The 12,758-nt window shown below is 72.2% G+C and carries 11 protein-coding genes; 6 read left to right on the top strand and 5 right to left on the bottom strand.

Features of this window, described 5'->3' with window-relative positions; translation table 11 throughout:
- Positions 1–131: 131 nt before the first annotated feature.
- The gene (locus ACWD68_RS25180; RefSeq protein WP_451808706.1) at positions 132–1,673 is read right to left on the bottom strand and encodes a DUF4331 domain-containing protein; all 1,542 of its coding nucleotides are present in this window, start codon (positions 1,671–1,673) and stop codon (positions 132–134) included.
- Between the two features lie 284 nt (positions 1,674–1,957).
- On the opposite strand from ACWD68_RS25180, the gene ACWD68_RS25175 reads away from it, so the two are divergent.
- The 3 genes from ACWD68_RS25175 to ACWD68_RS25165 all read left to right on the top strand — a co-directional run bounded on the left by ACWD68_RS25175 (position 1,958) and on the right by ACWD68_RS25165 (position 3,726).
- Positions 1,958–2,500 (top strand): sigma-70 family RNA polymerase sigma factor, encoded by a 543-nt coding sequence (locus ACWD68_RS25175; protein ID WP_401333606.1) that lies wholly within the window; start codon positions 1,958–1,960, stop codon positions 2,498–2,500.
- Positions 2,501–2,555: 55 nt separating this feature from the next.
- Positions 2,556–3,341, top strand: a complete 786-nt coding sequence (locus ACWD68_RS25170; protein WP_451808705.1) for an anti-sigma factor — start codon at positions 2,556–2,558, stop codon at positions 3,339–3,341.
- A gap of 115 nt (positions 3,342–3,456) precedes the next feature.
- Positions 3,457–3,726: a hypothetical protein gene (locus ACWD68_RS25165; protein WP_451808704.1), complete on the top strand. Its 270-nt coding sequence runs from the start codon at positions 3,457–3,459 to the stop codon at positions 3,724–3,726.
- Between the two features lie 158 nt (positions 3,727–3,884).
- Here ACWD68_RS25165 and ACWD68_RS25160 read toward each other — a convergent pair whose 3' ends face one another.
- The 4 genes from ACWD68_RS25160 to hmgA all read right to left on the bottom strand — a co-directional run bounded on the left by ACWD68_RS25160 (position 3,885) and on the right by hmgA (position 8,657).
- On the bottom strand, positions 3,885–5,081 hold the full coding sequence (locus ACWD68_RS25160) for a CaiB/BaiF CoA transferase family protein (protein ID WP_451808703.1): 1,197 nt from the start codon (positions 5,079–5,081) through the stop codon (positions 3,885–3,887).
- A 180-nt stretch (positions 5,082–5,261) separates the two neighbouring features.
- The gene (locus ACWD68_RS25155) at positions 5,262–6,476 is read right to left on the bottom strand and encodes a type ISP restriction/modification enzyme (RefSeq protein WP_451808702.1); all 1,215 of its coding nucleotides are present in this window, start codon (positions 6,474–6,476) and stop codon (positions 5,262–5,264) included.
- Positions 6,477–6,517: 41 nt separating this feature from the next.
- Positions 6,518–7,267: a GntR family transcriptional regulator gene (locus tag ACWD68_RS25150; RefSeq protein WP_451808701.1), complete on the bottom strand. Its 750-nt coding sequence runs from the start codon at positions 7,265–7,267 to the stop codon at positions 6,518–6,520.
- 49 nt (positions 7,268–7,316) lie between these two features.
- Complete coding sequence (gene hmgA, locus ACWD68_RS25145) at positions 7,317–8,657, bottom strand: homogentisate 1,2-dioxygenase (protein ID WP_451808700.1); 1,341 nt, start codon at positions 8,655–8,657, stop codon at positions 7,317–7,319.
- A 238-nt stretch (positions 8,658–8,895) separates the two neighbouring features.
- Here hmgA and ACWD68_RS25140 point away from each other — a divergent pair, with 238 nt between their 5' ends.
- The 3 genes from ACWD68_RS25140 (at position 8,896) to ACWD68_RS25130 (ending at position 12,703) form a co-directional block, all read left to right on the top strand.
- The gene (locus tag ACWD68_RS25140; protein WP_451808699.1) at positions 8,896–9,471 is read left to right on the top strand and encodes a hypothetical protein; all 576 of its coding nucleotides are present in this window, start codon (positions 8,896–8,898) and stop codon (positions 9,469–9,471) included.
- Between the two features lie 64 nt (positions 9,472–9,535).
- Complete coding sequence (locus tag ACWD68_RS25135; RefSeq protein WP_451808698.1) at positions 9,536–10,153, top strand: TetR family transcriptional regulator; 618 nt, start codon at positions 9,536–9,538, stop codon at positions 10,151–10,153.
- A gap of 288 nt (positions 10,154–10,441) precedes the next feature.
- Positions 10,442–12,703, top strand: coding sequence for a molybdopterin oxidoreductase family protein (locus ACWD68_RS25130; protein WP_451808697.1), 2,262 nt, complete (start codon positions 10,442–10,444; stop codon positions 12,701–12,703).
- The last annotated feature ends 55 nt before the right edge of the window (positions 12,704–12,758 follow it).

Raw genomic sequence — 12,758 nt, 5'->3', positions numbered from 1 at the left:
GGTCGGCCGCGGCGCTCCAAAGAGCACTGACACGAGTGCAGCGGGGTGGGGTGGGGGGGGGGGGGGGGGGGGCCCCCCCCCCCGGGGGGGGGGGGGGGGGGGGGGCGCCCCCCGCCAGTCGGTGAGCCGGGTCAGTAGGCCCGGTTGTACATCCGTCGGCGCCACCACAGCAGACCGGTGCCGATGAGCAGGATCCCGGCGGCGCCCGCCGCGGCGGAGCCCGCGATCAGCACGGTGTCGGTCCCACCGCCGGAGGTCGTCCCGGCGGGCTGCAGCGCGTCGCCGAGCTGGCTGCGCACGTCGGTCCCGCTGGTCGTGCCCTTGGCCAGCGCGCCGCGCGAACCCGAGGTCGGCTTGGCCACGTACGGGAAGTACTTCTCGAACTTCTTGTCGTTCTTGTCGACCGCGTCGCCCAAGTCGTTCTTGGAACCGACCAGTTCACCCTCGACCACCTGGAGCGAGGCGTCGATCACGTCGTCGGTGAGCCGGCGTCCGTTCGGGAAGCCCGCGTTGTCGCCGTCGAGCACACCGAGCCGCTTGGGGTGCGTGGCCGGCTTGATCGAGGTGTTGAGGCGCAGTTCCTCCGCCGGACGCACGTGCGGCGGCTGGTTGAGGCCCTTCACGCCCTTCAGGAAGACGTCGACCAGGTCGTTGCGGGGCTCGGCCGGGGCCTTGATCTTGTAGATGCCCTCAATGAGCTTCGGCAGCTCCGGGTTGGTCACGTTCTTCAGGAACTGACCGTCGTTCCAGGGCGCGGACGCGTTGAACTTGTCCTTGTCCTTCTGCGGGTTGACGACCTCGTTGACCAGCGGCATGCCGAGCCGGGAGACCTGCGTGTAGTTGCCGCGGGCGTCCCTGCGCTGCGTGGTGGACCAGATGCCGACGACCGGCTGTCCGGACGACTCACGGATCATGTCGTTCGGGACCTGCAGGGCTATGGAGTTGACGTTGTAGCCCTTGAGGGTGTCCCGCCCGACCTCGGTCAGGTTCCCGCCGTACAGCAGGTCGAAGACGCGCAGGTCCAGGAAGAACGGGTCGTCCGCCTGGCCGGCGAAGGTCTTCGAGCCGCCCGCGAGCTTGTACACCGCCTGGTCGCGCAGCTTGCCGTAGTCCGGCATCGACGCCTTGCCGACGTTCGACGGGGCGACCGGGACGTCGTCCGCGACCTTGGTCCGCGACACCAGCTTCTGGTTGTGCAGCCGCAGCAGGTCGATGTCGTACGTCTGCGTGATGTTCAGGTCGGGGTCGTCGAGGCTGGTGACCGCGCCCGTGTTGTAGAGGAACGTGTCGCCGTTCTTGCGGTGCGTCTTGAAGGTGTAGCGGTAGACCAACTCGCCTTGCGCGTCACCGTCGTTGTCGATGTGGATGTCGTACTGGGCGTCGTCGGCGAACGTGTAGAAGTTCGGGCCGCCGGCGGGCTCCTCGAAGGGAATCCAGTTCGCCACGATCGTCGTCGTATCGGGCTTGTCCGGGCTGACGAACGCGTAGACGTCCGTGTTGTCGTACTGGGGAGTGCCCGAGATCAGCGGGGCCTCCCGGTGGCTGGAGGCGGAGGCCGCCCCCGGTACCAGCGCGGTCACGCCGGCGGCTGCGAGCCCCCCGGCGGCCAGCGCACCACATACGAGGGTCGCGAAAGTCCTGCGTCCCACGCCGCTCCTGGAGATAGGTGTCATGCCGTCCGTCCTCATGTCCAACTTGCCTGACGCACGCCATTCGGAGCGGTCGCCGGGGTGGATTGGTCGAATCCCAAACGTGTTTACGGCGGTCCTCCCTGCATGTTTCATCGAGGAGCCGGATTCTTCGCGACGACCCCGCGATCCGCCGGGCGCCCGCCCCGTCAACTGGTCGGCGCCGGACTCGCGTTTTCGGCTCGCTGATCCGTAACCCATCCGTAGACACGTTCGCTGCGAAGACGTAGGGGAAAGGACGGGCCGTGCACGGCCGGAGAGGGGGACGGGTGGAGGCTGACGAACTACTGGTGCTGGTGGCCGGAGGCGACCAGAAGGCGTTCGAGGAGCTGTACGGACTGGTGTCCGGGCCGGTGTTCGGACTGGTGCGCCGCGTGGTGCGGGACCCCGCGCAGTCGGAGGAGGTGTCGCAGGAGGTGCTGCTCGAACTCTGGCGCTCCGCGGCGCGGTTCGACCCAGGGCGAGGCAGCGCCCTGTCCTGGATCCTCACCCTCGCGCACCGCCGCGCCGTCGACCGGGTGCGCAGCGCCCGCGCGGCCACCGAGCGCGAGCAGCGCGAGGGGCAGCGCAACCACCACCCGGCTTTCGACCAGGTCGCCGAGGAGGTCGAGGCCGGGCTCGAACGCGAGTGGGTCCGCCGCTGTCTCGACCGGCTCACCGCCCTGCAACGCCAGTCCGTGACCCTCGCCTACTACGACGGCTACACCTACCGTGAAGTCGCCGAGCGGCTCTCCCTGCCCCTCGGCACCGTCAAGACCCGTATGCGCGACGGGCTCACCCGCCTGCGCGAATGCCTGGGAGGAGTCGCATGAACATCCCCGACTGCCTGCCCGGCCACGACCGCCACGGAAGAGAGGGGGGTGCCGCATGAGCGTCCTCGACCGACTGCTGGGCCGCGATCTGCACTCCCTCGCCGCCCCCTACGCCCTCGACGCACTGGAAAGCGACGAGCGGCGCCGATTCGAACGTCATCTGAAGGGCTGTGAACGCTGTGCCGAGGAGGTGCGCGCGCTGACCGAGGACGCGGTACGGCTCGCCTGGTCCACGATGGCGTCCCCGCCGGCCGCCCTCCGGGAGCGGGTGCTGACGGCCGTACGGACGACACCGCAGGAACCGGCCGCCCGGGAGCCCCGTGCGCGGCCCGCCCATCAGCCCGCGCGGGCGCGTGCCCCCCGATTCCGCCCGCTGTTCGCCCCGCTCGCCACCACCACGGCCGCCGCGGCTCTCGTCGTCGCCTCCCTGTTCGCGGTGCAGGCGACTCAGGCGCGGGACGAACTGGACCGGGAGCGCGCCCAGGCACGTGAGATCGCCCACGTTCTCGCGGCGCCCGACGCGCGGGCGACCGGTGAACGGGACGCACGGGGACGCGGAATCGGAGTTGTGGCCTCCGCATCGGAGCGGCGCGCCGTCGTGACGGTGAGCGGACTCGGCACCCCCTCGGGTGGACGTGTCCATCAGCTGTGGCTCATGCGCCCCAACGAGAATCCGCGTTCCCTCGGCCTGTTCGACGGCGACACGCCCCTCGTCGCCGACGGGCTGAATACGAACGCGACGTCACTCGCAGTGACCGTAGAACCTCACGGAGGGTCAGTGCAGCCCACCAGCCAGCCGGTTGTCCAACTCGCCCTGGAAACGGTTGGATTCGGAGAGTAATCGTCAACCCCCTTACGGGGAAGGTGAATCCTGTGTCCGAGATACACGAGGGCCACGAGGGGGCGATAGGGTTAGTCTGCCCGGGCCGGGTGGACTTGTACGGGTGGGGAGTGACATGGAACAGATAACGGTGCGCAGCAGGGCTCGTGTCCCTGCGATCACGTGTGGGAGCAGCGCGACCAGTTCGCGCCTCGACCGCCATCTCGCGGTGCTGGGTGGCCCTGCCATACCGCAGCGCGAGACGCTCGAGGCGACGTCACTGATGCGTGAGCTCACGGCACGTGACACGGCGCACGACAGCGGCTCCATGGGTGCGCGCGTACGGCGGGTCTCGCTCTTCGCGCCGCTCAGGCGGCTGCGCCGTTCGCTGTTCGGCGGCCACTGAGCGGCTGCCGGTACCGGCGTTCCCCGACTCGCGCTCCGGCGGCCCACCGATCCGGCGCAGCGCTGCCTCTTCGCGTCCGTCATCCCCACGGCGGGCAGCGGCGCCCGGTGGTCACCACGGCCGGAGCGCGGGTCACCACATTCACCGAGCCGGAAAGCTCAGCGCACCACACCGTCCCGCCGCAGCTCGGCGACGTCCGCGTCCGTCATGCCCAGCGCCCGCAACACCACCCCCGTGTGCTCGCCGAGCCGCGGGACGGCCCCCATCCGCGCCTCCTCCCCGCCCGGCAGCGTGATCGGAGGCAGCAGCGCCCGCAGCGGCCCCACCGGTGACCCCACGTCCCGCCACCGGTTCCTGGCCGCCAGCTGCGGATGCTCCGCCACCTCCCGGACATCCCGCAGCCGCGCGCACGCGATGCCCGCGGCCTCCAGGCGGGTCACCGCCTCGTCGGCGCCGAGCACGCCCAGCGCCTTCGCCACCAGCGTGTCCACGCGCTCCCGGTTCCCCACCCGCGCCGGGTTCGTCGCGAACTCCGGATCGTCTGCCAACTCGGGCCGACCGAGCAGCTGTTGGGCGAGCCGCCGCCACTCCCGGTCGTTCTGCACCGACAACAGCACCCGCCCGCCGTCCGCCGTCGAATAGACGTCGTAGGGAACGATGACGGAATGGGCCAGGCCTGTGCGCGCCGGTGGTGTCCCGCCGTGCATCGCGTGGTGCAGCGGATGCCCCATCCACTCCGCGAGCGCGTCCAGCATCGACACCTCCACCGGGCCCCCGCGGCCGGTCGTGCCGCGCCGCACGAGTGCCGCGAGGACTCCCGAGAAGGCGTACATGGCCGCGGCGATGTCCGCGGCCGGGATGCCCGCCTTCACCGGCTGCTCCGGCGTCCCCGTCACCGACACGAGCCCCGCCTCGCACTGCACGAGCATGTCGTACGCGCGTTTGCCGGCGTACGGGCCGGAAGCCCCGTACCCCGAGATGTCGACGGCGATCAGCCGCGGATGCCCGGCGCAGAGAGTCGCCGCGTCCAGGCCCAGCCGGGCCGCCGCCCCCTGGGCGAGGTTCTGCACGAACACGTCCGCGTCCGCGACGAGCCGGCGCACGACATCCAGTCCGCGCGGGTCCTTCAGGTCGAGGGCGACGGACTCCTTGCCCCGGTTGCACCACACGAAGTGCGAGGCCAGGCCCGCGGCCGCGGTGTCGTAGCCACGGGCGAAGTCCCCGCCGTCGGTCCGCTCGACCTTGACGACCCGGGCGCCGAGATCGGCGAGCTGACGGGTGGCGAAGGGCGCGGCGACGGCTTGTTCGACGGCGACGACGGTGATGCCTTCAAGGGGCAGTGGCTGTGGCTCCATGCGGTGGATCATGGCTCCTCGCCACCACCTTTGTCATGCGCGGACGCTGATGGGGCGGTCGCGTGAGGCAGGGGTGACCGATCGTTCGCGGGCGCTCCCGCCGCTCACCGCCCCCGGTCTCCGCGGTGACGGACCGGACCGGGCCGGGCGCGGGCTGCGCCCCTGGATCGGCAGGATCGGCTAGATCAGCGCGAACTGGCCCTCCGGACCCTCTTCGTGGTGGTCGAGCACCGAGGCCGGACGCCGCGCGGTGTCCGGTACCGGGAGCACGCCGGCCGTGCGCAGGTCGGCCCGGGTGATCGGTGATCGCGGCTCCAACCCGGCCTGCTGAGGCCGTAGTTCCGCGAGCAGCGCGAGGACCGTGATGAGTTCGAGGAGTTCGGACGTCCAGGCCTGCGGCCAGCCGGCCGGGCCGATCGCCTCCAGAGTGCCCGGCCCGGGCTCCCCGGTCCTGGCCGCGAACCACTGCTCGAGCACGCGTACGCCACCGACCTCGAAGTCCCAGGCCTCGGGCGGCACGGGCGAGATCCTGCCCTCGCCGAGGTGCAGCGACTCCTCGGCGCGGTCGTAGTAGGGGTCGAGGAGGAGGGGCCCCCGGGCCGGGCGGGATCCTTGGGGGACCGCGGTCAGCGGCGCCCGGACGTAGGGGCGGCGGCCGCCGGGGAGTTTGGGGCGCTCGCCGTCGCGGCGCATCAGCCACAGCATCCGGCGGCCCAGCCCGACTCCGTACGCCCATGTCTCGGGGTCGGCGGTGAGCGGGACCGCGCAGCCGTCCCGGCTGTGCCGCGCGACCGCCATCGTCCAGGCGAGGACGTCGACGGGGGCGGGGGAGTGGCCGAGACGGGTGCCGAGGTACTCCAACAGGCCCGGTGCCAGGTTCGGTTCACGGCCGCCGGGGCGCCTGAAGAGGGGACGCACCCGGCCGCCGCGGCCGGCGCTCAGCGGTAGAACGGAGGCGGCCAGCAGGACCGGCCCCGGCGCTTCGGGCGCCGCGGTCTGCTCGACCGCGAACACCTGCTCGGCTCCCGCCACCCGCCACAACTCGGGGCGAGCGGCGTCGATCAGCCGGTGATCGGGAATCAGCCACTGCTCGTCGAAGGGGGCGCGCAGCACGCGAACCGGGTCCGGGCAGGGGTCCGACACACGTGCGAGGCGGCCCGTCCCGCTGGAGTGGCCCGGCAGCTGGGCGACCGCGGAGTGCGTCGTGCGCGCACGCGACGGCCCGAACAGTGCCTCGCGGTCGGCCCCTTCGGCCTGCACGAGGGCGTCCCAGCGTGCCTTCAGGGATGCCGCGTCCGGTGCCGTCGGCCACCTCCGGCCCAGCCTCGGCGGTGCGACGGACCACGGCATGAGGTCCGCGAGCAGCGGAGCGGCGTCGTGCGTCACGCTCGGCATCGTACGACGCGGACACCGCGCGCTGCCCCGGTACGGCATCGTCAGTGGGCGTCGAGGGTGACCGTGAACGAGAAGCGGTCGCCCCGGTAGTGGATGACCGCCACGTCCAGCGCCCGCCCGTCCTGGCCGTAGATGATGCCCGTGTAGCGCAGGATCGGGCTGAGGAGCGGCACCTGGAGCAGACGCGCCGTCTCCGGGTCCGCGAGCCGGGCCTCCACGGTGTCCGTGATCCGGCTGATGCCGACTTCGAGCACGTCACGCAGCACCTTGGTCATCGGCCAGCGGATCAGATCCTCCCGGTCGATGCGCTCGGCCAGCTCCGGGCGGAGGTAGTTGCGCGCGTGATTCGTCGGCTCGCCCGTCGTCTCGTCGCTGCGCAGCCGGTGGTACGTCGCCACCTCGTCCACATCCGGGAAGAATTCGGCCAGCTCACCCGAAACGGGCGCCTTCCCCTGGTCCAGCAGCTCGGTCGTCATGCCGGACTGCTGGGCCACGATCGCGTCCACCGAGCCGAGCAGCCGCACGGGCGCGCCCCGCTGCGCACTCGGCTCGATGAACGTGCCCCGCCGGCGGTGCCGGGTGATGAGCCCCTCGACCTCCAGCTCCTTGAGCGCCTGCCGCATGGTCAACACACTCACCCCGTAGTGCCCGGCGAGCTGCTCCTCGGTGGGCAGGCGCAGCGGATCCTGGCGGGAGCGGCCGAGTATCGAGGCGCGCAGGGACTGCGACACCTGATACCAGAGCGGCAGCTTGCGGTTCAGGACGATCGAGTCCGGAGCGAAGGAGGTCACGAGGGTATCCGTACCGGTCGCGGGCGTGGAAGGCAACGGCCGGTGGGTCTCAGTCCGTCGGGCGGAAGTGCCGCTGGAGGCCCTGCCACACGTCGTCGTACCCCTGCTGGAGGTGCTCCGCCCGTGCCGCCTGGGCCGTAGCGGTCACCGGCCAGCGCGTCTCGAACATGAAGGCGAGCCCGTCGTCGATCTTCTGCGGCTTCAGCTCGGCGGCGCTGGCGCGGTCGAAGGTCTCCCGGTCCGGCCCGTGCGCCGACATCATGTTGTGCAGCGAGCCGCCGCCCGGTACGAAGCCCTCCGCCTTCGCGTCGTACGCGCCCTCGACGAGCCCCATGTACTCGCTCATCACGTTCCGGTGGAAGTACGGCGGCCGGAAGGTGTCCTCGCCCACCAGCCAGCGGGGCGCGAAGACGACGAAGTCGACACCGGCCAGGCCCGGGGTGTCGGACGGCGACGTCAGCACCGTGAAGATCGAGGGGTCCGGGTGGTCGTAGCTGATGGAGCCGATCACATTGAAACGGTGCAGGTCGTAGACGTACGGCACATGGTTGCCGTGCCAGGCGACCACGTCTAGCGGCGAGTGGTCGTACGTCGCCGTCCAGAGGTTGCCGCAGAACTTGTTCACCACCTCGACCGGGCCCTCGACGTCCTCGTACGCGGCGACCGGGGCGAGGAAGTCGCGGGCGTTGGCGAGGCCGTTGGCGCCGATCGGGCCCAGGTCGGGCAGCTGGAAGGGCGCCCCGTAGTTCTCGCACACATAGCCCCGGGCGCCCGTGTCCGGCCCGCCCTCCGGCGCGCTGTCCAGCAGCTCCACCCGGAAGCGCACCCCCCGGGGGATCAGGGCCATCCGGCCCGGCTCCACATGCAGCAGCCCGAACTCCGTGCGCAGCAGCAGACCGCCGCGCTCCGGGACGATGAGCAGCTCGCCGTCGGCGTCGCTGAACACCCGCTCCATCGAGGAATTGGCGTGATACAGGTGCACCGCGATCCCGGTGCGCTGGGTCGCGTCGCCGTTGCCGCCGAGGGTCCACAGGCCGGCGAGGAAGTCCGTCCCGGCGGGGGGCTCGGGCAGCGGGTTCCAGCGCAGCCGGTTCGGGTCGGGCACCGCCTCCGTGAAGGGCGCCGTCCGCAGGGTGCCGTTGTCGGTGCGCGTGAACGCGGGGTGCGCGGCCGACGGCCGGATCCGGTACAGCCACGAACGCCGGTTGGACGCCCTCGGCTCGGTGAACGCCGTGCCGCTCAGCTGCTCCGCGTACAGCCCGAGCGGTGCGCGCTGCGGCGCGTTGCGGCCGTGCGGCAGGGCCCCGGGGACCGCCTCCGAGCTGTGTTCGTTGCCGAATCCGGAGAGGTAGGTCAGCCCCTCGGCCGTCTTCCTCGCGTCCCCGCTCATGATCGCTCCCTCGCGCCTGATTCCTATGCATCACCGTAGGATTCACCCCCCGCCCGCGCAAGGGGTCGGCCGCCGGCACCGAACGGGATCGGCCACGAGCCGCGCGCGGACCGCACGGTCAGGCCCGGCGGCCCGCCGCAATCCCCGCCCGGAGTAGTCCTCAAGGGTCGGAGCGCGGCCCGAGAACCCGACTCCAGGGGGATCCCGGCCGCCGGAGCCTTGTTCTACGCTCCCGGACATGCGGTGGACGCGTGGACTACTCACCGCGCTCGCGGTCTGTGCCCTGCTCGGCGGATCAGCGGGCTGCGGCGCCGGTGATGCGCACGAGCGGAGGGGCGGAGTGTCGGCCTCGTCCGTGGGCACATTGCTCGACAAGATGGACGACGAGGGACGGCTCTATCGTGAGGTGGGCAAGGAGGGGGCGCCCGAGGTCGGGATCGAGATCCAGCCCGACTCCGCCGACAGCTGGGACGTGCGGCTGACCGTCCGCAACTTCCGCTTCTCGCCCGCGGGCACGCGACCCGTGCCGGTCGCCGGGCGCGGCCTCGCCCGCCTCTCTGTCGACGGCCGGACCGTCGCCCGGCTGCGCACCGCCGAGTACCACCTGGCCGGGGACCTCGTACCGCGCGGCACCCATCACGTCACCGTGCGCCTGTACGCCGACGACGGCACCGCGTGGGCCGTCCACGGCGAGCCGATCGAGAGGACGGCCGACATCACGGCGTCGGGGGCCGGGTCGAAGACGGCGGCACCGACGGCCTCACCGGCCGCGGCCCGGGCCACACCGCACGCGGTGGTCCCGAGGGTGAAGTGAGTGGTCAGGCCATCGAGGTGCGTACTGATGGGGGAGGTTCACCGGATCCCTGCGGAAAGGCATCATGAAGAGCGTGCCCCATGCGACCTCGCTGCGCAGAGCGCCCGTACAGCGGCGCAGCGCAGAACGACTGACCAGAATCCTCGACGCCTGCGCCGACCTCCTCGACGAGGTGGGCTACGACGGTCTGAGCACCCGGACCGTGGCTCAGCGGGCCGGAGTGCCCATCGGCTCCGTCTACCGTTTCTTCGGCAACAAGCGCGCGATGGCCGACGCGCTCGCCCAGCGCAACCTGGAGCTCTACGCCGAGCGCGTCACCCAGCGCCTGCGGGAGGCGGACGGAGGAGAGTGGCGGGCCGCGATGGACGCGGTGCTCGACGAGTACCTCGCCATGAAGCGCACCGCGCCGGGATTCTCCCTCGTCGACTTCGGCAACCAGATCCCGGTCGGCGCCCGTTACTCCGAACCCAACACCCGGGTCGCCGACCGCCTCACCGACCTGCTCTCCGGCTATCTCGACCGCACCCCGGACGAGGATCTCCGCCGTTGTTTCCTGATCGCCGTGGAGGCCGCCGACACCCTGGTCCACCTGGCCTTCCGGGTCGCCCCCGAGGGGGACGAGCGGATCATCGAGGAGACGCGCGAGCTGCTGCGGGCGTATCTGGCCAGGGTCCTCGACTGACCTGCCCCGAGGTGTCCGGCCCGTCCCGAGGGGTTGTGGACGCGGGACGTCGCGGGAGCGCAGGGGAGGCGCAGGGGGCCGGGGCGCCGACGCGGAGCGCCACGGGGGAGCGCAGGGGGCCGGGGTGCCGTCCTGCTGGGCGGCGGGTCGACGTGCCGCGAGGCGCCGACACCGTTCGCGCGCGGATTTCCGACGTGACCCCCGACAGACACTCCCCGCCATGCGTACCGGTCGGTATGCTCGGTCGCGTCCGTGTGCCATCGAAGCCACCGCCCTCCGGGAGGACCCGTGTCCCGCACCTCCGGCACCACCCCCGACTCCCGAACCGCCCTGCGCGTCTGCCCCCTGTGCGAAGCCACCTGCGGCCTGACGCTGACCATCGAGGGCACCCGGGTGACCGGCGCCCGGGGTGACCGGGACGACGTCTTCAGCAAGGGCTTCATCTGCCCGAAGGGCGCCTCCTTCGGCGCCGCCGACGGCGACCCCGACCGACTGCGCACCCCCCTCGTCCGCAAGGACGGCGAACTGCGCGAGGCCACCTGGGAGGAGGCCTTCGACGCGGTGGCGGCCGGTCTGCGCCCCGTCGTCGAGCGGCACGGACCGCACGCCGTCGGCGTCGTCCTCGGCAACCCGAACGTGCACACCATGGCCGGCGCTCTCTACCCGCCCGTCCTGCTCGGCGCCCTGCGCACCCACAGCGTCTTCACCGCCTCCACGGTCGACCAGATGCCCAAGCATGTGTCGAGCGGCCTGCTGTACGGCGACGCCAACGCGATCCCCGTGCCTGACCTGGACCACACCGACCACCTCCTGCTCATCGGCGCCAACCCACTGGAATCCAACGGGAGTCTGTGCACCGCCCCCGACTTCCCCGGCAAGCTCCGCGCACTGCGGGCGCGCGGCGGCACGCTGACCGTCATCGACCCGCGCCGGACCCGCACGGCCAAACTCGCCGACCGCCATGTGGCCATCCGCCCCGGCACCGACGCGACGCTCCTCGCGGCGATGGCGTACGTCCTCTTCGAGGAGAAGCTCGTCGACCTCGGCGCGCTCGCCCCGCACGTCCAGGGCGTCGACGAACTCCCCGACGCACTCCGGGACTTCACCCCCGAGGCGGCGAGCGCGGCCTGCGACGTGGAGGCCGGCACCATCCGGGAGCTGGCGCGCGAGCTGGCCGCCGCTCCCACCGCCGCCGTCTACGGCCGCATCGGCAGCTGCACCGTCCCGCACGGCACCCTGGCCAGCTGGCTGGTGGACGTCCTCAACATCCTCACCGGCAACCTCGACCGGCCCGGCGGTGCGCTCTTCCCGCTGGCCGCCACCGACCGGACACCCCGCCCGGCGGGCCCCGGTCACGGCTTCGCCCTCGGCCGCTGGCACAGCCGGGTGAGCAGGCACCCGGAGGCCAAGGGTGAACTCCCGCTGGCCGCCCTGGCGGAGGAGATCGACACCGTGACGGCGGACGGCAGTCCGGTCCGCGCCGTCATCGCCGTCGCCGCCAATCCCGTCCTGTCCGCACCCGACGGCCTCCGTCTCGACAAGGCGCTCGAGTCGCTGGACTTCATGGTCAGCGTCGACCCGTACCTGAACGAGACCTCGCGCCACGCCCACGTCGTACTGCCGCCGCCCCCGCCCTCGCAGAGCGCGCACCACGACTTCGCGTTCAACACCCTCGCCGTCCGCAACCAGGTCCGCTACAACCGCCCCGCCGTCCCCCTGGAGGAGGGCCGTATGGCGGAGACCGAGATCCTCGCCCGGCTCCTCCTCGCCGCGACCGGCATGCACGGCGCCGACCCGTCCGCCGTGGACACGATGGTCATCGACAGCACCCTGGGCAAGGCGGTCGGGGACACCGCGTCGCCGGTGCACGGACGCGACCCGCGGGAACTCGCCGCGGCCCTCGGCGGCGAGACCGGCCCCGAGCGCCGCCTCGACATGATGCTGCGGCTCGGCCCGTACGGCGACGGCTTCGGTGCCCGCCCCGACGGCCTGACCCTGGACAAGGTGCTCGCGCACCCGCACGGCATCGACCTGGGACCGCTCACCTCCCGTCTGCCGCAGCGGCTGAAGACCCGCAGCGGGAGGATCGAGCTGCTGCCGGAGCCGATCGCCGGGGATCTGCCGCGCCTGCGCGACGCGCTGCGCGAGCGCCCGGCGGCCCTCGTCCTCGTCGGCCGCCGTCATCTGCGTTCCAACAACAGCTGGATGCACAACGTCCCCGCGCTCACCGGCGGTTCCAACCGCTGCACCCTGCACATCCACCCCGACGACGCGGCCCGGCTCGGGCTCGCCGACGGGGCGGCCGTACGCGTCAAGGGCGCCGGGGGAGAGGTGATCGCCCCGGCGGAGCTCACCGACACCGTCCGGCGCGGCGTGGTGAGCCTTCCGCACGGCTGGGGGCACGACCGCCCCGGCACCCGGATGAGCCACGCCGCTCTGGACCCCGGTGTCAACGTCAACCAGCTGCTCGACGGCTCGCTGCTCGACCCGCTGTCCGGAACGGCGGTACTCAACGGCGTGCCCGTGGATCTGGCGGCGGCCTGCCCGTGACCCGTCGGCGCGAGCGGTCACCGCGCCCCGTCCGGCTCGTGGGGCCCGCGCGATC

This window comes from Streptomyces sp. NPDC005141 (genome assembly GCF_053599975.1).
This window is presented reverse-complemented; position numbering and strand designations above follow the sequence as displayed.